Genomic DNA, 23150 nt, shown 5'->3' with positions numbered 1-23150 from the left:
TAGTAATACAGCGAGTCGTTAATGAAGAGATAAAACTCATCGCGTGTTTCGATTGAAACTTTTATCATTTTAAGGAATAATAGAAACAGATGAACAGAAGGAGCGATAGTACTCATGGAGAAAAAAGTCGAATATTTAGTATCGTGGTTACAACAGAAAGTATCAGAAGCAAATGTAAAAGGATTAGTTGTTGGTGTCAGTGGTGGCATTGATTCGGCCGTCGTTGCTCATTTAATTAAACGTGCCATGCCAGAAACGAGCTTAGGTGTGATGTTACCGTGTAAAAGTCATCCAGGTGACTTTGATGACGCGACCAGTGTCATTGAATCTGCGGATTTAACAGCCATTACCGTTGACTTAACCGACACCCACAACACCCTATTTGGTACCATTACAAACGTTTTAACAGAAGAAAATATGCATCAACCAGAAAATGATCAACTCGCAGATGCTAATTTACGTGCCCGGTTACGTATGAGCACACTGTATACCATTGCGACTAATCATCAATATCTTGTAGTAGGAACCGACAATAAAGCCGAATGGCATACGGGTTACTTTACCAAATACGGCGATGGAGGAGTCGACATTGCGCCGCTTGTTCACTTGACAAAAGGTGAAGTAAGAGAGATGGCACGTTTCTTAGGTGTACCAACAACCGTAATCGATAAAAAACCAAGTGCTGGTCTTTGGGAAGGTCAAACTGATGAAAATGAGATGGGCACAACTTATAATATGATTGATCGCTATCTAAAAGGCGAAGCCATTCCCGAAAAAGATCAAGCCATCATTGATCGTATGCATGCGCGGTCACATCATAAACGAGATGGGATTGCTTTCCCTCCACCGTTCGAAGAGGCATAGAGAAGATTTTTCAAACGGGCCCTTTTCATGTTAGGATAAGAGAAACATTCACGATATGAAAGGGGTCATATGAATGGCTGGACACTCTAAGTGGAAAAATATTCAGAAGCGAAAAAATGCACAAGATCAAAAACGCGGAAAAATCTTTATGAAATTAGCAAAAGACATTTATGTAGCTGCTAAAGAAGGTGGCGCAGACCCAGAAATGAATCCAGGCTTACGCTTAGCCGTTGATAAGGCGAAGGCTAACAATATGCCAAATGACAATATTGACCGTGCGATTAAAAAAGCGACCGGTAATTTAGACGGGGTCACATATGAAGATGGTTTTTATGAAGGTTATGGACCGGCAGGTACGGCTGTCATGGTTGAAATTTTAACCGACAATAAAAATAGAACCGCGTCTGATGTCCGTCACGCTTTTTCAAAATACGGCGGTAACCTTGGCGAAAATGGTTGTGTCAGCTTTATGTTTCACCGTAAAGGCTATTTACTAATTGACCGCGAGACAACAGACGCAGATGAAGATACGCTCATGTTGACGTTAATTGAAGCGGGAGCGGAAGAAATGGAAACGTCTGAGGAAGTTTTTGAGATTTATACTGAACCTGAAAACTTTAAGTCAGTGAAACAAGCATTAGAAGCACAAGGGTATGAGTTTGAAGAAGCTGAAGTAACATTTATTCCGACAACAGATAGTGACTTGTCAGATGAAGACCAACAACAATTCGATAAATTAATTGATGCGTTAGAAGATTTAGAAGATGTTCAAGATGTGTATCACAATGCGGCGTCATAAAAGATACCCAGTGAGATGAGTCAATCTTACTGGGTTTTTCTTATGGAAAAAAAGTATGAGATTGATTTACATAAAAAGAAGCAAAGAATGGTTGTCTTTTTAATCATTTGACCGTTTTTTATGGGATTTCGTATAAAAAGTCGAACGATCCTAACCAAAAATGACTAAAAAAATGTTATAATGGTGTATTGTATGCACCTAAGCATTAGGAGTAAGACAACGGATGGAGTGACGTTATGTTTGATTATATAAAAGGGACACTTGTTGAAATGACGGAAGTGTCAGCAATTATTGATATAAATGGTGTTGGATATGATATCATTTGTGCTAATCCATTTGATTTTGAACGATTGATTGGTGAGTCAGTAAAAATTTATACGCACTTTCATGTCAGAGAGGATGCACAAATTCTCTATGGCTTTAAAAGTCGTGATGAAAAGACATTATTCAAAAAAATTTTAAATGTGTCAGGAATTGGACCTAAAGGTGCCTTATCTATTGTCGGGCAGGGTGACGTTGATTTATTTGTTCAAGCAATTGAAGAAGAGAACGAAAAATATCTCACCGGGTTTCCAGGTGTAGGTAAGAAAACTGCACGGCAAATGATTCTTGATCTAAAAGGGAAACTACCGTTTATTCTCACACAATCAGTCAAAGACAGTAAGCCAACCGGTGAAGCAAATCCGAATGCGCTTGTAGAAGCGAAAGAAGCGCTCAAAGCACTCGGTTATAAAGACCGTGAAATTAAAGCCATTGAGCCGCAATTAAAACAAGCAAAGGAACAAACGACTGATGCGCTTATTCGTAAAGGTCTGATGTATTTGACACAGTAAAGGAGGCGATTACGTGGAAGAGAGAGTTATTCAAGGTGAATCGTTGGTTGGTGAAGAAGAGGAATTAAGCCTTAGACCGCAAACATTGAAGCAATATATTGGTCAGACAAAAGCGAAAGAAAATTTAGCTATTTTTATTGAGGCAGCAAAAATGCGAGAAGAACCACTCGACCATGTCTTATTGTATGGCCCTCCGGGTTTAGGTAAAACAACGTTAGCGCATATTATTGCCAATGAAATGCAGGTTGAGTTTCGTACAACGTCAGGTCCAGCAATTGAAAAGGCAGGCGATTTAGCTGCTATTTTATCTTCACTTGAAGCGGGAGATGTGCTCTTTATTGATGAAATTCACCGATTGCCACGCGCTGTAGAAGAAATTCTGTATCCAGCAATGGAAGACTTTTGTTTAGATATTGTCATTGGCACTGGGTCAACGGCGCGTTCAGTCAGACTTGATTTACCTCCGTTTACTTTAGTCGGGGCAACGACACGTGCGGGGCTTTTAACTGCGCCTCTAAGAGATCGTTTTGGTGTTTTAAGTCGATTAGACTATTACTATCCAGAAGCGCTGACAGAAATCATTATTCGCAGTGCTGAAGTGTTTAATGTCGGCATAAATACTCAAGCCGCGATTGAACTTGCCAAACGGTCGCGTGGGACCCCGAGGATTGCCAATCGTTTATTAAAGCGTGTCCGTGATATTTCACAAGTCAAAGGAGAGTCAGCGATTAGTCTGTCAACGGCTCGTGTTGCGTTAGATATGTTACAAGTCGATAAAATAGGGCTCGATCATATTGATCATAAACTATTACTGTCGATTTTGGATCAATTTAACGGAGGACCTGTGGGTTTGGATACTTTATCAGCGACCATCGGTGAAGAATCACAAACAATTGAAGATGTGTACGAACCGTTCTTACTACAAAAAGGATTTATTCAACGGACGCCGCGCGGTCGGATTGCTACGGAACAAACCTATCTACACTTTAATCGTCCGTATAAAAATAGCACAGAATAATAAAGCGGTTATAATAAGTGACCTGTTTTAATGAGAATAATTAAGAGGTGATCGATATGAATATAGAAGATTTTGATTTTGATTTGCCAGACGAATTAATTGCGCAAACACCGCTACAAGACCGATCGTCTTCTCGGCTACTCGTAATGAACCGACAGACACGAAAAATTGAGCACCATCATTTTAAAGATATTTTAACTTACTTAAATAAAGGGGATGCCCTTGTATTAAATAATACAAAAGTATTACCAGCACGTGTATTTGGTACAAAAGAAGACACCGGGGCCAACATTGAAATGCTGCTTTTAACCCAGCACGAAGGGGATACGTGGGAAGTGCTTGCTAAACCAGCAAAGAAAGTGAAAGAAGGCACGGTTGTCAGCTTTGGTGATGGTAAGTTAAAAGCCACATGTGCCAAGTTATTAGACCATGGTGGTCGCTTAGTAGAATTTAGTTATGACGGCATCTTTTTAGAAGTCTTGACAACGTTAGGTGAGATGCCACTTCCACCTTACATTAAAGAGACGTTGGATGACCAGAGCCGCTACCAAACGGTTTATGCTAAAGAACAAGGTTCAGCTGCCGCACCAACAGCAGGTCTTCACTTTACTGAAGCTTTGCTAGAAGAAGCAAAACAAAAAGGTGTTGAGATTTGTTTTGTGACCTTGCACGTTGGACTTGGAACGTTTCGTCCGGTGAGTGTAGATTCAATAGAAGACCATGATATGCACAGTGAGTTTTATGTTTTATCAGAAACAGAAGCTGAAAAAATCAATCGGGTAAAACAAGCAGGTGGTCGGATTATTTCTGTTGGGACAACGTCAACTAGAACGCTAGAGACGATCGCTAGAGACCATGGTGGGACAATCACAGCAGCTTCTGGTTGGACCAATATCTTTATTTACCCAGGTTATCAGTTTAAAGCAATTGATGGCTTGATTACGAATTTCCATTTACCTAAATCAACGTTAGTCATGTTAGTGAGTGCCTTTAGTGATCGTGACTTCATAATGGAAGCTTATCATGCCGCAATCAATGAACGTTACCGATTCTTTAGTTTTGGTGACGCTATGTTTATCCAATAATAGAAAGTAGGATGATGTATGACAGCAGTACGCTATGAATTAATAAAAACTTGTAAACAAACAGGTGCAAGACTTGGCCGTGTCCATACACCGCACGGTTCATTCGAGACTCCTGTCTTCATGCCGGTCGGGACGCTTGCGACGGTGAAAACAATGAGCCCAGAAGAACTAACCGATATTGGTGCTGGGATTATTTTATCTAATACCTATCATTTATGGTTACGACCAGGTGAAGACATTATCGAAGAAGCTGGTGGTCTCCATAAGTTCATGAACTGGGACGGTTCAATTTTAACTGATTCTGGTGGGTTCCAAGTCTTTAGTTTAAGTGACTTACGTAAGATTGAGGAAGAAGGGGTCCACTTTAGAAATCACATCAGTGGTGAGAAATTGTTCTTATCACCTGAAAAAGCCATGCATATTCAAAACTCACTTGGGTCAGATATTATGATGGCCTTTGATGAATGTCCCCCGTATCCAGCAGAACATAAGTACATGAAAAATTCAGTAGAACGAACGAGCCGCTGGGCTGAACGTTGTTTAGAAGCACACAAACGTCCACAAGACCAAGGACTATTTGGAATCGTTCAAGGTGGTGAATATGAGGATCTTCGTCGTCAAAGTGCAAAAGATTTAACATCGCTTGATTTTCCAGGCTATGCGATTGGCGGTCTGTCTGTTGGTGAACCAAAAGATGTTATGAACCGTGTGTTGGAATTCACAACGCCACTCTTACCAAATGAAAAGCCTCGTTACCTGATGGGCGTTGGCTCACCTGATTCACTCATTGATGGGGCGATTCGCGGGGTAGATATGTTTGACTGTGTCTTACCAACCCGGATTGCGCGTAACGGTACACTCATGACCTCACAGGGGCGTCTTGTCGTAAGAAACGCCAAATATGCCCGTGACTTTTCACCAATTGATCCCAACTGTGATTGTTATACGTGTAAAAACTATACTCGGGCCTATGTCCGTCATTTAATTAAAACAGATGAAACATTCGGATTAAGATTAACCTCTTATCATAATCTATATTTTCTGGTAAAATTGATGGAGCAAGTTCGACAAGCGATTAGAGAAGATCGTTTAGGTGACTTCCGTGAGGAATTCTTTGAACAATACGGTTTTAACAAACCGAATGCGAAAAACTTTTAAATAAGAGAAGGGAGGAAATAGTATGCAAGATATTATAAGTATGTTAATCGGCGTATCACCTATCCTGGTGATGGTTGTGGTGTTTTACTTTTTCTTAATTCGTCCACAGCAAAAGCGCCAAAAACAAGTCAGTCAAATGCAACAAAATTTAGCTAAAGGTGATCAAATCATTACGATTGGTGGTCTCCACGGTATGGTTGATGCAATTGATGAAGATACTGTTGTGATTAAAGTCAACGAAAACAGTCGTCTGCGTTTTGATCGTTCATCGATTCGTTCAACTACACAACAAGAACAGGCATAAAAGCATTTACGCATGAGAAGTACGGATGTTTAATCAAACATCCGTACTTCTCATTTTTCTTTGCCGTCTTTTTATAAATTCGCATAAACAATAGCAATGAGTCTGGAAAACGAGGCTATAAACATGAATATTTTGTGAACAAAGCAGGAAATCTGTTTACTCATTCATGTATTAATCATACAATGAAACAGATTATGTAAACGCTTAAATTTGAAAGGGGAAAAAAACATGGAACAATTGCTACAACAAGTAGAAAGCTTGCAACTACTTAATCACTTTTTGTTATCGTTGTTTATTATTATTCCTATGGTACTCATTGCCAGGACCGTGGTCGCTGGTACGAGGTACTCACCAATTTTAATTATCGTTATTTTTGGTTTGGCTATGGGCTTTGTGCTCGTATCGAGCGGCGTGGCAGAACCGGGATTAAAACAATTTCCGGTCGTTGAACTTATTTCAAAAACAACCAGTATTGCCTTGATTGTGACTTTCTTTGTGGGCGGTCAAGAAATCAGAAAGATTTTTGGCAACAAAGAAGGTGCAACAAAAGATTTACTCATACATAATGAAGAGGAAGCGGTGTTAGGAACCACCCGGACACAAATGGTCTTAATCGTCCGCTCATTCTTCTTATTGATTGGGATGGAAGCATTAAGTCGAATTATCCTTGATCTTAACTCAAGTCCATTATCAAACTATTACCCGATTATGGCTTACTTAGGATTAGTAGGCTCGATCATATTGATTGATAGTAAAGCGAAGATTTTAGAGAAACCTCTTTATATTAGAAAAGGGGTACTAGAAATCATCGTGATTACGGGTATTCTTATTTTTGCATACCATTTATCCGTCTTTGTTAATGATCTCGTTGCCTTGCCATCGATTTTCTTTGCGATGGTAATTGCGACAGTCTTAGGGTTGGTTTGCTACGACTATGTCTTTGGCCCAACGATAAAAGCATTACTCTTTGCCGGAATCCCTGTCGTTCTTGCTGGTAACTTTACAGTTGGTGGTTCACGGATTATTGAAGTGTTTGACATGGAAGGTGCCGCAAGTGTGTTAGGATATGGCTTCTTTGGTCAAGTCTTCTGGATGTTTGGTGGGATGGCCCTGCTAATGTACTTCGGTAAAACACAAGCAGTGAGAAATTTAGCACCAGGTATGGCCGGTGCCCTATCACATACTGGTTTAACAGGAGCATGTACGGCGGGGGATTTAGGGAAACGTGCTGCAAATCGTGCACCAATGCTTGTCAATATTCCCTTTGCGATGCATATCTTTGTCTTTTCAATTTTAGCGATGAGCTCTGAGAAGGGATCACTCTTAATGATTCCTGCTATTATTGCGTCTATCATTGGTTTTGGCTTACTTATTCTTGGATTGAAAAACATAAAAAAACCAGGCAACGATGATAAAAAAGAAATGGCCGCCTTACTACAATTCGGGTTTGGTTGGCAGTTAATCGCCATTTTTGGGGGATTAATCATGCTGAGTTTTAGCTCTATGAGTCTTGACTTTGCGGCAATGGCAAAAGCGAGTGCGATTTCACACTTCGGTCTGTTTGCGGCGATTCAAGAAGGTATGTTTGGCTCTGAAGCAGCAGGATTAATAACCTTTACCTTCTCTATGACCTTCTTAGTGCACCCATTCGTGTTCTTTATGTTTGGTAAGGCGATGGAGAACAATGAAGAGATGCCAAAATTACCGGTGTATATTTTAAGTATTGTCGGTTTTATTGGAATCGTCGGTTCGATTATCTTTTTATAAAAACACAATTAAATGTATAGTTTACATGATTATTATGAACGACCAACAGGTGGTGTTACCATGTTGGTCGTTTTTTTATCACACTTTCACCTTACATATGTTAGACTTTACAATTATGGTTATTTTTTAGAAAAAAGGTGTAACTTTTTCTCGACTAATCCGTGGATAGAGTGAAAGGAGATTTCGATGGAAAAGCATCTAGATTTAGAAGACATCTATTTACTCTATATAAATGATTTGTATACCTACATATTTTCTTTATGTAAAAATAAATCACTTGCTGAAGACATTGTTCAATAGACCTTTTATAGAGCCTGTCTATACTTAGAAACGGATAACATAGAGAAGATTAAACCGTGGTTATTTAAAGTAGCCTATCATACGTTCATTGATGTTTTAAGAAAAGACAAACACTTAATACAAGTCAAGGATAGTGAAGTGTTAAATCATTTACTCGATCAAAATCAAGCGAAAAGTGCCGAGGATGAATATGTAATTAAAGACCAATTGAATAATTGGTATATTGCCGTAAATCAGCTGACGGTATCAAAAAGAAACGCACTCTTACTAAGAGATTATTATCAATTATCCTATCAAGAAATAGCTGACATATTAAACTTATCACTAAGTAAGGTAAAAGTGAGTATTTATCGTGGGCGAAAAGAAATCGAAAAGAAGTGGCTAGACGATTATTCATAAAAGGAGATGAGTCAAGTGGAGTGTAAGGACGTTGAAAATAAATGGCAAGCGTATTTTGACGGTACATGTTCTGAGGAAGATGAACAATTGATTGATGAACATTTAAACAGTTGTGAGCAATGCCAACACAGACTTCAAATGGAGATAGGCCAGCAAGAGAGTCAGGCTATAAAAGAAAAAAGCCGGATAGAGCATAAAAGTAGGGTGAATGGGTTACCGATAAAAAAACAGAAACAATTATTGCGACGGGCTAAATGGAAAAATAGATTTACAAACGCCTTTACTATCTTTTTCTTATTTATCTTTACAACATTAATATCAGGTTTACTAACGGGACTCTATTATGGTTTTGGTGGAGAAGACGGAAAAGCCCACCAAGCCACGCAAGTGGTAAAAACGGCGACTGAAATGACAATGCCTAATGTCTATCTCTTTGATAGTACAATAAATATAAAGGCTTATTTTACAGCGGAAATACAGATGTCTATTAAAAAGCAATTAGGTGGGAATAGTAAGACAATTGGTCAATTAGAAGGAAACATGCTTTTAAATAAACTGACGGTTAATCGGGATTGGTATGATGGACAATATGATTTGAACTTATCCTTTATACACCCATACTTTTCATCAAATCAATTAGAAGAACAAATAGATTTAGAAAGAACATTACATGAAACGTGGGGCACATTAGAAATGCTTCCAGAAGGGACAGTTGCCGAACTTGTCGTGTCTTTTGATGAACAATATGACATTCAAGAGGTCAATGACTTACTGTCAGATTATGATCTTGACATTGTTTGGTATGCGATTAATACAGGGACAGAAAAAGATGGTACAGGATATGGCTCACCCTATTTGACAGCAGGTGATGACCTTTTTGGTATACATGATTATGCGGTATTTGATTACATCGAAGGCGGCTTAACGGATAGTGGAGGAGATGGTAAGCGTGAGGAAGCATTTAAAAAGGGGCTAAAATTTCTAGCTGAAAATGAGCAAATGACAAAAAGTTATATGCCTTTTATCGATGACAACATAAGCCTGACCGAGAGGTATCGATATGCAGAAACGCATGGGGTTAAAAGTTATGGCGTTGTTGTAACAGGTCCAACCAAAGAATTATTTAAACTTCAGGAAAATGAAGCTATTACTTATGCCGTTGTGGGTGAAGTTGATTTTTATAATTGGAATAGTGCTCCGACATCAGGTTCAATATATTATTGACATTGTCGTATCACTCACCGATTGTACACGTATCACTTTGAAGAAGTGGAAATAAGTGAATAGCAGATGTAAAAATTAAAGGAGCCTCAACATGGGCTCTTTTTTGTGAAAAAAATAAATAGGGTCTTTTACTTTTATATGGTTCTATCTATCATTTAATTGGCTTATAGCTATGCATCATCAGTGAATTTGAAGTTGATATGTAATGAGACTAAGGGTGATTTCATATTTAACGATGATTATGGTCTTTTGGCTCATGAAAGAAGCTAATAGTGGATGGTTCAAGTTAAGTATGAATTTGATTGAAGAGACTGATTTAACATGTAAAAATCATTGTTTTCACATGTTGTTTTGTTGATACGACAACAACGAATCCAATCAGAATGAGTGTTGGGATACCATTAATAGAACTTATTAGTTTGAACATCTGAAATTCCTCCCTTTCCAAATAATGAATCTTCCGCTACAATAGATATGTTACAAATCTTCATCCTAGACTATCAATGAGCTAATAATCGAATAAACAATAGACCGAAGACATTCTAAGGGAGAGGAGGAAGTCTGATGGAACCTAAATTAGCATCCGAATGGAAACTGTCGCTCGGTAATGTGATCGATAGTAAAGTGAATGAGTTGATTTACTTAGGGTATGATGAAGCGAATGCGACTAACGTATGGCAATGTTTGGTGAAAAAAGTCTGGAAAAAAGACAAACAACTACCGCTACATCAAGTCGTTGAAGATATCTTACATTTAAAACCGCATCTTTTTATGAGCTATATGACGCAAATGGCCTATCAAACCGATGATTTATCTGGTGCGATTGAAGGCGTGCTCGGGTCATAAGGAGATCAATGAAAGAAACATGCCGTACAAAACGCCATGAAGAAACTACAGAGATGAGAGGGAACGTTACATATGATTAAGAAAAACCGTATTATCGGCTTTTTTATTGTGCTGGTCACATTAATAGCCGTTATTTCAACAACTGTATTTGGAATTAGTGAAGATGTAAAACTCGGTCTTGAATTACAGGGTGGAGTTGAGATTTTATATGACGTGGAACCGTTAGACGACACTCAAGAGATAACCGATGATATGCTTGATGCGACGGTGGAATCGTTACGTCAGCGCGTCGATGTGCTAGGGGTGAGTGAACCTAGCTTCACGATTGAAGAACCAAACCGTGTCCGTGTCCAACTGGCAGGGATTCAAAATGAAGATGAAGCAAGAGAAGTCTTACAAACTACAGCCCAATTAAGCTTTAGAACAGCTGAAGATGACTTGATGCTGTCGGGAGCTGACTTAGTTGAAGGTGCAGCTCGTCAAGATTTTGATCCGAACACGAATCAACCGATTGTTACGTTAGAATTAAAAGATGGGGCCAAGTTTGGTGATGTCACCAGAGAAATTTTAGAGAGCGATGTACAAAACACCCTTGTTATTTGGTTGGATTATGCTGAAGGGGATTCGTACCAAGAAGAATTTAAAAAAGAACCGTATTATATGGGTGAAGACAAATTAGACGGTGAACCGAAATATATTTCAGCACCGTCCATAGATAAAGTCATTAATTCACCACAAGTCGTGATTAATGGTAACTTTACTATTGATGAAGCTCAGCAATTGGCTGATTTGTTAAATGCCGGGTCATTACCGGTTGATTTAACTGAGGTCTATACGACGTCAGTCTCAGCTCAATTTGGTGTTGATGCCTTAAATGAAACGCTTTTCGCCGGGGCATTAGGGATTGTCTTTATCTTCCTCTTTATGCTTGCTATTTATCGTTTCGGCGGCGTTATTTCTATTATTACTTTAAGTTTATATATTTATTTAGTTGTTTTAGTGTTTGAACTGATGAATGGTGTCTTAACTTTACCTGGTATTGCTGCCCTTATCTTGGGTGTAGGTATGGCAGTTGATGCCAATATCATAACGTTTGAACGGATGAAAGAGGAGTTAAGGGAAGGAAAGTCGATGATTGCGGCTTTTGATTCTGCAAATAAGAATTCATTATCAACGATTCTTGATGCAAATATTACGACGCTAATTGCGGCGACTGTCCTATTCATCTATGGAACGAGTTCAGTTAAAGGTTTTGCGACCTTGCTGATTGTTAGTATCATCTTAAGTTTTATTACCACGGTCTTTATTTCTCGCTTCCTTATGGGGTTATGGATCAAGAGTCGGGCTTTAAATAAACGTCCACATTGGATTGGGGTCAAACAAGACCAAATTAAAGATCTGAGTGATACAACAGAAATTGAGCCAACGTTCTTTAACAAACGGATTGATTTTGTTAAACACCGTAAAAAGTACTTCCTTGTTAGTGGCGCATTAATTGTAGCTGGCCTTATTTCAATGCTCATTGCAGGCCTTAACCTTAGCATTGATTTTACGAGCGGGACACGAGTAGAAGTAAATACGGTTGAAAGTATCACAGAAGATGAAGTTATTGATCTGTTTGATACACTTAGCTATGAAGCAGATACCGTTACATTTGCTGGTGAGAACAACGAAATTGCGGTTGTGCGCTTAAGTGATCAATTAAACCAAGAACAAGTTGCTGAAGTCCGTACGTACTTTAATGAATTATATGGAACAGAAGCAAGCATTAGTACGGTGAGTCCAGTCGTTGGTCAACAGCTGGCACGCAATGCGATGATGGCCGTCGCGATTGCTTCTGTCTTTATTGTCATCTACGTGACCATTCGCTTTGAGTTTAACTTTGCGATTGCGGCTATTGTTGCCTTACTGCATGATGCGTTCTTTATCTTAGCCGTCTTTAGTATTACGCAAGTTGAGTTTAATATAACAATTGTCGCAGCCGTGTTAACAATTGTCGGGTATTCGATTAATGATACGATTGTTAACTTTGATCGAATCAGAGAAAATATTCGAAAGAAAAAGACGATCCGCTCATACGATCAGTTAGCGCGTATTGTTAATGATAGTTTAATTCAAACACTTGCAAGAAGTATTAATACTGTCGTGACGGTTATTGTTGCAGCGATATTCTTATGGATCTTTGGTGCGCCAGCAATTACTAACTTCTCATTTGCTTTAGTGATTGGGCTATTTGCCGGTATGTATTCATCAAACTTCATTGCGGCTCAACTATGGCTGGTGTTACGTGGACGTAACATTAAAGAAAAACCAATTGTCTTTGTTGAGAAAAAACGTAATGATGGGCCACAAGTCTAAACTTCAACAGGTTTAGAAAGTTACCAAATGTGGTAAAAGAAAGTATCTTTAAATATAGTAAATGAGGTGACGTCATGAAAGGACAAACGTATACAATAGCTGCACTTTTATTTGCACTTATTGTCGCAACGTTTGCGGTTATTAATGTGGAGCCGGTAGAAGTCAATTATTTATTCTTTACGAGTGAATCGCCACTGATTCTTGTCATCTTAGTCTCAACACTCTTAGGTGGCTTGATTACGAGTGGCTTTGGGATTGCACATCTAATGGGTGCAAAGAAAAAAATTCGCCAATTGGAATCAGAAAATCAACAACTTCGGGCATCAACAGCTGTTAATGTCTCAAATGAAAACGAATCAGCTGCAGAAGTCGAAGTGATTGATTCAGAAAATAATTAATCACGTTTAATTGAACCCCCTGATATTGTCTAGTATAATAGACAAGTCAGGGGTGAATTTATGTTAGAGAGTAAAATGAAATGGTCGTTTGATTCACTAGAACCAGTAGATGAAGCACAAACGATTATTACACACTTATTAGAAAAACGCGGGGTTACAACGGACAAACAACAAGCAGCGTTCTTGTCTCCAACAATTGATGAGTTAATTGACCCGAGTTGTTTAGCAAATATTGAAAAAGTAAAGGGACGTATTTTAGACGCGATTGAAGCGGGTGAACCGATTATGATCTTAGGTGATTATGACGCGGATGGTGTCACATCGACCGTTGTAATGATGGAGACGTTAACCGAACTCGGTGCGGTGTGTGATTGTTATATTCCGAATCGTTTTACCGAAGGATACGGCCCAAATCCTGATGCGATGCGCAAAATTAAGGCGGATGGCTTTAGTCTTGTCATTACCGTTGATACCGGTATCGCTGCTTTTGATTCGGTTGAGGTTGCAAATGATATTGGGTTAGACGTGATTATCACGGATCACCATGAAGTGCAAGAAGTTTTACCAGAAGCTTATGCCGTGATTCATCCGAAAGTATCAGATGATTATGCCTTTAAAGTACTTGCGGGTGTAGGGGTTGCGTTTAAGTTGAGTCAATACTTACTTGGCTATTTTCCAGAACAATTTCTAGATTTAGTCGCAATAGGAACGGTTAGTGATTTAGTCCCGTTAATTGGTGAAAATCGTGTCCTTACGACACTGGGTTTAAAAAAACTCAAGCAAACAACGCGGACCGGTCTCATTGCTTTAAAACATGTCGCAGGCATTAAAGATGATGTTGATGAAGAAGATATCGGGTTTGGTATTGGACCAAGACTGAATGCGGTTGGAAGGCTTGGAAGTGCATTGCCTGCGGTTGAGTTGCTCATGGCAACAGATCCAGTCGAGGCAAATCAACTGGCTGAGAACATTAACAACATCAATCAAGAGCGGCAAGAGATTGTGAAAACGATCGCTGCAGAAGCGATTGAGCTCGTTGAAAATAATCCAGAAGAACATGCACGTGTCATTGTTGTAGCTAAAGAAGGCTGGAATGAAGGGGTTTTAGGTATCGTCGCTAGTCGCCTGGTTCGAACCTATAATCGGCCGGTTCTTTGTCTTGCGATTAAACCAGGTCAGGGGATTGCGAAGGGTTCTGCTCGTAGTATTGAGGCCTTTAACTTATTTGAACACGGTATGTCAGTAAGAGACTTATTTATTCATTTTGGTGGGCACAGTCAAGCAGCTGGTATGACGGTTGATTTAACGAAATTAACCGAACTGAGAATAGCGCTGAACAGAATTGCTGAACAAACACTTAAAGCTGAAGATTATAAAGAGCATAAACAAATTGATTTAGCTGTTGATGTCAGTCAGTTAACACTTGATTTAATAAGCACCCTAAAAAGGTTAGCGCCGTTTGGTATGGCAAATCCTAAGCCACTCTTTTATGTCACAGGCGTACCGAAAGATATACGTAAAATTGGGGCTGATCAAACCCATTTGAAATTCAGTTTGGAACAAAACCAATTCCAAGTGAATGTGATTGGTTTCGGTTTTGGTCAAAATTATTATCATTTGAATCAAGATCAAATGGTTGAAGTAATTGGTTATTTATCAGTGAATGAATGGAACAATATGCGCTCGGTGCAATTAATGTTAGAAGACCGACGCATCCTTAATCAACAAGTGTTTGATTTCCGGGGACGTAAGTTTTGGTATAAAGACGTGCTGCCTCATGTGGGTGATGATACGCTTATGGTGCATTTCAATCAACCAATAACTGTTGGAGAAAAGCAAAGTGAACCAAGTGCCAAGTGGATCAATCAAAGTCAGACTGTTAAAAACTTAATTGTCACCGACTTACCTGAATCACTTGATGAGTTTCTTACGCTGATTAAACAAACATTACCTGAAAATATTTATTTATGTTATCAAGGGGACGAAGCCACACTGCAAGTGTTGCCGTCTCGGGATGATTTTAAATGGTTGTATGCGTTCATCATTAAACAAGGTCAATTTTATATTGAACGTGACAGTACGCGTGTCGCCAAACATAAAGGATGGAAAATTAATAAAATTAAATTCATGATTCAGGTGTTTTCTGAGCTGGAATTTGTTAAAATAACGAATGGGGTTCTAACGCCCAATCCGTCTGTTGACAAACGGCCGCTAGAAACGGCCAAACATTATCAACGCCAACAGTCAAAAATTGAAATGGAATCAATCTTATATTATTCAAGTTATCAAGGATTAGTCTCATGGATACTTGCTGGATTAGAGTCGACTGGCTCATTAGAGGAGGAAAAGGTAAATGGATTATAAAAAACACATCGCATTAGTAGAAGATTGGCCGAAAGAAGGGGTACAGTTTAAGGATATTACCCCACTCATGGATAACGGTCCTGCCTATAAAAAAGCAGTAGATGAAATTGTGATGTATGCGAAAGAACGTGACGTTGATATCGTTGTTGGACCAGAAGCGCGTGGCTTTATTGTCGGTTGTCCAGTTTCTTATGCACTGGAAATTGGTTTTGCGCCTGTGCGTAAAGAAGGTAAATTACCACGTGATGTCATTAAAGTCGATTACGGTTTAGAATATGGTAAAGATGTTTTAACTATTCATAAAGATGCGATTAAACCAGGTCAACGCGTACTAATTACTGACGACTTACTCGCAACGGGTGGAACAATCGAAGCGACAATCAAGTTAGTAGAAGAGCTTGGTGGCGAAGTCGTTGGCTGTGCGTTCTTAATTGAACTGGATTATTTAAATGGTCGTGATAAGTTGGAAGGATACGATGTTTTAACATTAATGCATTACGAGTAAACATGACGCGCCGTTGGGCGCGTTTTTTACTACTTTTTTTGACATATACGACACTAAAATAGATTAGCAACGTTAAAATAAGCATACATTGATAATTCTGTCTAACTTATTATAAAATAGAGGGAATCCATGTTATGATGGTAGGAAGTAACGAGCGAGACACAGACTAAAGGATTTAGGTGATAAACATGGCAAGAGATTTAGTATTAACCATTGATGAGGTGATTGAAGAAGCCTCGCGATATTTAGATGAAGCTGATATAGCGTTTATTCGCCGAGCATACGATTATGCCGAACAGGCCCATGAAGGTCAATTCAGACAATCAGGCGAACCATATATTATCCACCCAGTTCAAGTGGCGAGTATTATCGTGTCACTTGGTTTAGATAAGGAAACGATTGCCGCAGGCTTTTTACATGATGTAGTCGAAGATACATCGATCACTCTAGAAGATTTGACAGAGGTATTTGGTGAAGAAGTGGCGATGCTAGTCGATGGCGTCACTAAACTAGGTAAAATTAAATATAAATCAAAAGAGGCTCAACAAGCTGAAAACCATCGCAAAATGTTTATCGCCATGTCAAAAGATATTCGTGTCATCATGATTAAACTGGCCGATCGTCTCCATAACATGCGCACGCTAAAACATGTACCAGCAGAAAAACAGCGCCGGATTGCAAATGAAACGTTAGAAATTTTTGCGCCCTTAGCGCATCGACTTGGTATTTCTACAATTAAATGGGAATTAGAAGATGCAAGCTTACGTTACCTCAATCCGCAACAGTATTACCGGATTGTTAATTTAATGAAACAAAAGCGTGAAGAGCGGGAACATTATTTAGATGATGTGATTGGCGAAGTTAAACGCCAGCTAGATGATGTAAATATTAAAGCCGAATTCTCAGGCCGACCAAAACACCTTTATAGTATTTATCGTAAGATGGTGCTTCAAAATAAGCAGTTCAATGAAATTTATGACTTATTAGCGGTGAGAATCATTGTCGACAGTATTAAAGATTGTTACGCGGTACTTGGTATTATTCATACGTGTTGGAAGCCAATGCCAGGCCGGTTTAAAGATTATATTGCAATGCCAAAACCTAACCTTTATCAGTCACTGCACACGACGGTCATAGGTCCAATGGGTTCACCATTAGAAGTGCAAATTCGAACAAAAGAAATGCATGAAATAGCTGAGTACGGGATTGCCGCGCACTGGGCGTACAAAGAAGGTAAGACACTTACCAAGAAACCGAACTCTGAAGAAAAACTTGCCTGGTTTAGAGAAATTCTTGAATCGCAATCAGATACAAATGATGCTGAGGAGTTTATGGAGTCGTTAAAAGTTGAGTTATTCGCTGACTTAGTTTACGTCTTTACACCTAAAGGGGATGTTATTGAACTGCCAAAAGGGGCGGTGCCGATTGACTTTGCCTATAAAATTCATACCGAAGTTGGTAATCATACTATTGGGGCCCGAGTTAATGGTAAAATGGAGCCACTTGATTTTCGATTGAAAAATGGTGATATTGTTGAAATGATGACCTCGAAACATTCTTACGGTCCATCACGAGATTGGCTGAAGATGACAACCACGTCACAAGCAAAAAATAAAATCAAGCAATTCTTTAAGAAACAACAGCGAGAAGAAAATGTTGTAAAAGGCCGAGAACTTGTTGATCGAGAAGTACGTTCAACTGGGTTTGATCCGAAAGTTGTGTTGTCTCATGATAACTTACAGAAAGTGGCTGATCGGTTTAATTTTATTAGCATCGATGATATGTATGCAGCTGTTGGTTATCAAGGTATTAATGCCACCCAGATTGCGACACGTTTGACGGATAAGTTCCGCAAAAAAGAGGATAAACAAGAACTACAAGAAAGTATTGAAAAAGTTCAACAAAAACAAAAGACAAAACCGACAAAAGCAAAATCATCCGGCGTAAAAGTAGAAGGGGTTGATAACCTGCTTGTTAGGCTCGCCAAGTGTTGTAACCCTGTTCCGGGAGATGAGATTGTTGGGATTGTCACGAAAGGTCGTGGCGTATCTGTCCATAGAAAAGATTGTCCGAATGTAAATAGTCAAGAAATGAAGGATAAATCTTTAGATGTTGAATGGGAAAATCATGACAGTGTGACGAAGCAATATCATGTTGATATTGAAATTTCAGGCTATGACCGACGTGGTTTGTTAAACGACGTCTTACACAATATTAATGAAATGGGGACAAATATTATTGCCGTTAGTGGTAAATCTGATCGTAATAAGATGGTCGTGATTCATTTAACGATTTTGATTCATAATGTGCAACACTTACGTAAGGTCGTTGATAAATTGAAACAAATCAAAGATGTCTATACCGTTGAAAGAATTGTACAGTAAAGGAGTTTTCATTTGAGAGTAGTATTACAAAGAAGTAAAGAAGCTCAAGTGGTCGTTGATGATCAAGTGACAGGACAAATTGCCTTTGGCATTGTTCTCCTCATTGGCATCACCCACGAAGATGCTGCCGAAGATATTGAATATTTAGTGAAGAAAATACCACATTTACGTATATTTGAAGATGCGTCGGGTAAGATGAATGATAGTCTATTAGATGTCGGTGGTTCAATCTTATCAATTTCACAATTTACTCTCTATGGCGACACGAGAAAAGGCCGGCGTCCAAACTTTATGACAGCCGCAAAACCCGTCCAAGCTGAAGTACTCTACAATCAGTTCAATCAACGATTAATTGAATCGGGTGTTCACGTAGAAACAGGTGTATTCGGTGAAATGATGGATGTATCTTTGACTAATGATGGCCCAGTCACGTTAATCTTAGATACCGATGATCGTAAATAATTTAAACAATAGAAAAAGATGTAAGTGTCCTTGTGATGAGGATGTTTACATCTTTTTTATGTTGTTGTCTAAATTTTGATGGGAGAGTGTTGGAGAGCTAGAACAGTGAGAGACTTATTTCACTTAAAAAGCAAAGAAATAGGTGTTTTCAAGTGAGAATTAGTAGAGTGAGAAAAGATCAAGGAATAATAATGTCGATATACCAGGGCTTTAACTAAAAAAGATGATATAGGATTTAGAACTTTACAACTTCTTTACATCCGATTAACGATAGCTTCACAACCGTTCGTTATGATGTAGTTGTGGCAAAGAGATATGTCATAAAAAAAGAGATACCAATAAGGAGGACGAAAGAAATGCTAAAAATGAAAAAAGTATGGGTGCTATTTACATTCGTTTTATTGTTAGGTGTTCTAGCTGCATGTGGCGATGATACATCAAGTGGTGCAGAATCAAACGGTGACTCAGGTTCAGAAACAGAAGAGTTATCGGGTAGTGTAGCCGTTGATGGTTCAGGTACTGTGTATCCTTTGATGGCGCGTATCGCTGAAGAGTATATGTTAACTGAAGAAGAAAACGTGTCAGTTGAAGTTGCTCGCTCTGGTACAAGTGCTGGTTTTAAAAAATTCTTAGTAGAAGACGGTACAGACTTTAACGATGCTTCTCGTCACATTAAAGAAGAAGAACAACAAATGGCGGATGACTTAGGCATCGAAGTGAAAGAATTAAAAGTGGCGCTTGATGGTCTTACTTTCGTACTCCACCCAGATAATGATTGGGCGACAGAATTAACAGAACAAGATGTTATTGATATTTTTAAAGCAGATAGTGATATTGTAAATTGGTCAGATATTAACCCTGATTTCCCAGATGAAAAAATTAACACTTACGGTCCGAATGAAAACCACGGAACTTATGAATTCTTCTATGAAACAATTTTAGAAGAACAAGATTTAAAGGCAGATGTTAACTTACAACAAGATTACTCAACACTTGTAACATTAGTAAGTGAAGATGTTAACGGTATTGGATTCTTCGGATTTGGTTACTATGTAAATAACCAAGATCAATTAGGTGCAGTCAATGTCAACTTTGGTGATGGACCAGTTGAACCTTCACTAGACACAATTGCTGAAGACGGGGCTTACGCACCATTTACTCGTCCGGTATTCACCTATTTAAATGTTGGTATGGCAAAAGAAAAACCACAAGTAAAAGACTATGCAGTTTACTTGATGGAGCATATTAACACATTCGCAGGTGAAACTGGCTTTGCTCCACTTCCAGACGAAGAAGTACAAGCGATGGTGGATGAATTAAAAGGATTATAATTTATAGATCATGATAGTCAGTAAAGTTGAGCCTAAGGGCTCAACTTATTGGCTTGAAAAAGGTGGGTTTAACGTGATAGAAAATAATAAAGAAAGCACATCTACTGTGCGTGTAAAAAGTATGATTGAACAGAATCGACAAAGACAATCTTTCCGTGCCGTAAGCGAAAAAGCTGTGCCAACTGTACTACTCGTGATTGCGCTTATTTCAATTTTAACAACGATTGGCATTGTGTTTGTGTTAATTACGGAAACATTTGAGTTTTTTAACCGTGTGTCACTTGTCGAATTTTTTACAGGCACAGTATTACGACCACTAAGTCAGGATCCCAAATTCGGTATTTTACCACTGATTAATGGGACGATTATTTCATCGGCTATTGCGATGTTTGTTGCTGGTCCGATTGGGATGATGACGGCGATTTATTTAAGTGAGTACGCTTCAGATAAAGCACGTCGTGTACTTAAGCCTGTATTAGAGTTACTTGCAGGTATTCCAACAATTGTCTACGGTTTTTTTGCTTTTACGTTTGTAACACCATTTTTACGTCAATTTATCCCTGAGATGAGTGCGACAAATATTTTAGCGCCAGGTCTTGTCATGGGCGTGATGATTATTCCAATGATTGCATCTTTATCAGAAGATGCGATGAGCAGTGTACCAAATGCGATGCGAGAAGGGGCTTTAGCTCTTGGCTCAACGAAATTAGAAGTGACATTTAAGGTCATTATTCCCGCCGCTTTTTCTGGTATTGTCGCAGCGTTTGTATTAGGGATTTCACGTGCCGTTGGTGAGACAATGATTGTGGCAATTGCTAGTGGAAGTTCGAAGAACTTCACGTTTGATATCACCCAGTCGATGCAAACGATGACGGCTTATGTTGTAGAAGTTGCTGGTGGGGATGCGAGTCCAGGCTCAACGATTTATTACAGTTTATACGCTGTCGCTATGACACTCTTTATGTTTACTTTGCTGATGAATATTTTAGCGCGTTATATTGCACGCCGGTTTAGGGAGGAATATTAATGACGACACATATACAATCAGAAAAAGTGCGCAATCGTATGAAACGTCGCGTAGCTTTAAATAAAGGGTTAAGTGGCGTATTTTTACTCGCGACAATGTTTGGTGTTTTTGTATTAGCAGTGTTATTTTATCAAATACTAACAGAAGGTATGCCATATATTAATTTAGATTTCTTAACAGGAAAATTATCAACAATGCCTGAACGTGCAGGTATTATGGGCGCGATTTTAGGAACACTATGGCTTATGGCTGTTGTTATCCCGGTGACGATTGTGCTAGGTGTTGGAACAGCGATCTATAACGAGTTATATGCCAAAGAAGGGAAACTTCAAAATATCATTCAAACAAATATTTCGAATCTTTCCGGGGTACCATCAATCGTATATGGTATTCTTGGGATGACAATTTTTGCAAGTCTTCTGAAATTAGGTAGTGTTGTATTAGCTGGTGGTTTAACAATGTCATTACTTGTATTACCGATTGTGATTGTTTCAAGTCAAGAAGCTTTAAGAGCCGTTCCTAGTTATTTAAGTGAAGCATCCATCGGTTTAGGCGCGACAAAATGGCAAACGATTAAAAATATTATTTTACCGGCAGCTTTACCTGGTATCTTAACAGGAGCTATTCTAGCCTTGTCTCGGGCAATTGGTGAGACGGCACCGCTTGTTGTACTGGGAATTCCAGCGTTACTTTTGCCATTCCCAGGTGGGTTATTTGACCGATTTACCGTGTTGCCAATGCAAATTTATTACTGGACACTGGATGCATCATTAGTGGCAGAATATCAATTCTTAGCTTCAGCAACGATCATCGTCTTACTTGCGATGCTCTTTATTTTAAATGGAACGGCGATTGTGATCCGAAATAAATTCCAACGCCGCTATTAAAAGGAGACTTTATTATGAAATTTGTGACCGATATTAAAAATACACGACAAGAAGAGAAGCAACAAACGACAAAAGTCTATGAGACAAAAGATTTAAATCTTTGGTATGGTAACACCCATGCTTTAAAAAATGTGAACTTTCCAATTTATGAACAAGAAGTGACCGCTATTATCGGTCCATCCGGTTGTGGTAAATCAACATTTTTAAAAACACTAAACCGTATGGTTGAACTTGTACCAAGTGTACACACATCAGGAACAATTGAATATCGTGGTGAAAATATTCTTGCCCCTGACTTTATGGTAGAAGATCTACGTACCAAAGTAGGAATGGTCTTCCAAAAGCCAAACCCATTCCCAAAATCAATTTATGATAACATTGCTTACGGTCCCCGTATTCACGGCATCAAAGATCGCAAAATTCTAGACGAAATTGTTGAAACAAGTTTACGCGGAGCAGCGATTTGGAATGAAGTCAAAGATCGCTTGAAAGAAAACGCTTATGGCATGTCTGGTGGACAACAACAACGTCTTTGTATTGCTCGTGCCTTAGCGATTGAACCTGACGTGATCTTAATGGATGAGCCAACTTCTGCGCTTGACCCTAAATCAACCTTGAAAGTAGAAGAATTAATTCAAGAATTAAAAAAAGATTTCTCAATTGTTATCGTGACGCATAATATGCAACAAGCGGCGCGTATTTCTGACCGTACCGCCTTTATGTTAAATGGTGAGTTAATTGAATACGATTATACAGATGATATTTTCCAACATCCAAAAGATGAACGAACAGAAGACTATATTACAGGACGTTTCGGCTAATTAAGAGGAGGCTATA

Annotated in this window: 21 protein-coding genes; all 21 read left to right on the top strand. The window is 38.9% G+C overall.

Going from position 1 to position 23150, the window contains the following annotated elements; all coding sequences use genetic code 11:
- Positions 1-114 precede the first annotated feature (114 nt).
- Positions 115-864 carry an NAD(+) synthase gene (gene nadE, locus BM098_RS00580; RefSeq protein WP_089829308.1) on the top strand — a complete coding sequence of 250 codons (750 nt, stop codon included), beginning with the start codon at positions 115-117 and terminating at the stop codon, positions 862-864.
- A 73-nt stretch (positions 865-937) separates the two neighbouring features.
- Entirely contained in the window at positions 938-1663 is a 726-nt protein-coding gene (locus BM098_RS00575) for a YebC/PmpR family DNA-binding transcriptional regulator (protein ID WP_089829307.1), read from the top strand.
- 236 nt (positions 1664-1899) lie between these two features.
- Positions 1900-2496: a Holliday junction branch migration protein RuvA gene (ruvA, locus tag BM098_RS00570; RefSeq protein WP_089829305.1), complete on the top strand. Its 597-nt coding sequence runs from the start codon at positions 1900-1902 to the stop codon at positions 2494-2496.
- Positions 2497-2509: 13 nt separating this feature from the next.
- Positions 2510-3514 carry a Holliday junction branch migration DNA helicase RuvB gene (gene ruvB / locus BM098_RS00565; RefSeq protein ID WP_089829304.1) on the top strand — a complete coding sequence of 335 codons (1005 nt, stop codon included), beginning with the start codon at positions 2510-2512 and terminating at the stop codon, positions 3512-3514.
- A 56-nt stretch (positions 3515-3570) separates the two neighbouring features.
- A complete protein-coding gene (gene queA / locus BM098_RS00560) occupies positions 3571-4599 on the top strand; it encodes a tRNA preQ1(34) S-adenosylmethionine ribosyltransferase-isomerase QueA (protein ID WP_089829302.1) in 1029 nt (342 codons plus the stop codon).
- Positions 4600-4617: 18 nt separating this feature from the next.
- Positions 4618-5757: a tRNA guanosine(34) transglycosylase Tgt gene (gene tgt, locus BM098_RS00555; protein WP_089829300.1), complete on the top strand. Its 1140-nt coding sequence runs from the start codon at positions 4618-4620 to the stop codon at positions 5755-5757.
- 22 nt (positions 5758-5779) lie between these two features.
- Complete coding sequence (gene yajC / locus BM098_RS00550; RefSeq protein ID WP_307725223.1) at positions 5780-6061, top strand: preprotein translocase subunit YajC; 282 nt, start codon at positions 5780-5782, stop codon at positions 6059-6061.
- 228 nt (positions 6062-6289) lie between these two features.
- Positions 6290-7828: a hypothetical protein gene (locus BM098_RS00545; RefSeq protein ID WP_089829299.1), complete on the top strand. Its 1539-nt coding sequence runs from the start codon at positions 6290-6292 to the stop codon at positions 7826-7828.
- 339 nt (positions 7829-8167) lie between these two features.
- On the top strand, positions 8168-8527 hold the full coding sequence (locus BM098_RS00540; protein ID WP_089829297.1) for a sigma-70 family RNA polymerase sigma factor: 360 nt from the start codon (positions 8168-8170) through the stop codon (positions 8525-8527).
- A gap of 15 nt (positions 8528-8542) precedes the next feature.
- Positions 8543-9751, top strand: a complete 1209-nt coding sequence (locus BM098_RS00535; protein ID WP_159430072.1) for an anti sigma factor C-terminal domain-containing protein — start codon at positions 8543-8545, stop codon at positions 9749-9751.
- Positions 9752-10315: 564 nt separating this feature from the next.
- Positions 10316-10597: a post-transcriptional regulator gene (locus BM098_RS00530; RefSeq protein ID WP_089829293.1), complete on the top strand. Its 282-nt coding sequence runs from the start codon at positions 10316-10318 to the stop codon at positions 10595-10597.
- Between the two features lie 72 nt (positions 10598-10669).
- A complete protein-coding gene (gene secDF, locus BM098_RS00525; RefSeq protein WP_089829292.1) occupies positions 10670-12955 on the top strand; it encodes a protein translocase subunit SecDF in 2286 nt (761 codons plus the stop codon).
- A 74-nt stretch (positions 12956-13029) separates the two neighbouring features.
- Positions 13030-13353 (top strand): LapA family protein, encoded by a 324-nt coding sequence (locus BM098_RS00520; protein ID WP_089829291.1) that lies wholly within the window; start codon positions 13030-13032, stop codon positions 13351-13353.
- Positions 13354-13413: 60 nt separating this feature from the next.
- The gene (gene recJ, locus BM098_RS00515; RefSeq protein WP_089829289.1) at positions 13414-15717 is read left to right on the top strand and encodes a single-stranded-DNA-specific exonuclease RecJ; all 2304 of its coding nucleotides are present in this window, start codon (positions 13414-13416) and stop codon (positions 15715-15717) included.
- Complete coding sequence (locus BM098_RS00510) at positions 15707-16222, top strand: adenine phosphoribosyltransferase (protein ID WP_089829287.1); 516 nt, start codon at positions 15707-15709, stop codon at positions 16220-16222. Before recJ ends, BM098_RS00510 begins: the two co-directional genes overlap by 11 nt.
- 188 nt (positions 16223-16410) lie before the next feature.
- Positions 16411-18606 (top strand): RelA/SpoT family protein, encoded by a 2196-nt coding sequence (locus BM098_RS00505; RefSeq protein WP_089829286.1) that lies wholly within the window; start codon positions 16411-16413, stop codon positions 18604-18606.
- 12 nt (positions 18607-18618) lie between these two features.
- On the top strand, positions 18619-19068 hold the full coding sequence (gene dtd, locus BM098_RS00500) for a D-aminoacyl-tRNA deacylase (protein ID WP_089829284.1): 450 nt from the start codon (positions 18619-18621) through the stop codon (positions 19066-19068).
- A 356-nt stretch (positions 19069-19424) separates the two neighbouring features.
- Positions 19425-20399, top strand: a complete 975-nt coding sequence (locus tag BM098_RS00495) for a PstS family phosphate ABC transporter substrate-binding protein (RefSeq protein WP_089829282.1) — start codon at positions 19425-19427, stop codon at positions 20397-20399.
- 121 nt (positions 20400-20520) lie between these two features.
- Positions 20521-21426, top strand: coding sequence for a phosphate ABC transporter permease subunit PstC (gene pstC, locus BM098_RS00490; protein ID WP_234987369.1), 906 nt, complete (start codon positions 20521-20523; stop codon positions 21424-21426).
- Positions 21426-22313, top strand: coding sequence for a phosphate ABC transporter permease PstA (gene pstA / locus BM098_RS00485; protein WP_089829281.1), 888 nt, complete (start codon positions 21426-21428; stop codon positions 22311-22313). The genes pstC and pstA overlap by 1 nt, the downstream gene beginning before the upstream one ends.
- 14 nt (positions 22314-22327) lie before the next feature.
- On the top strand, positions 22328-23134 hold the full coding sequence (gene pstB / locus BM098_RS00480) for a phosphate ABC transporter ATP-binding protein PstB (RefSeq protein ID WP_089829279.1): 807 nt from the start codon (positions 22328-22330) through the stop codon (positions 23132-23134).
- Positions 23135-23150: the final 16 nt, after the last annotated feature.

It is taken from the genome of Halolactibacillus halophilus (assembly GCF_900115605.1).
In the GTDB taxonomy this organism is placed as follows: domain Bacteria; phylum Bacillota; class Bacilli; order Bacillales; family Amphibacillaceae; genus Halolactibacillus; species Halolactibacillus halophilus.
Note: the sequence above shows the minus strand (reverse complement) of the source record. Positions and strands in the feature narration are given on the sequence as shown.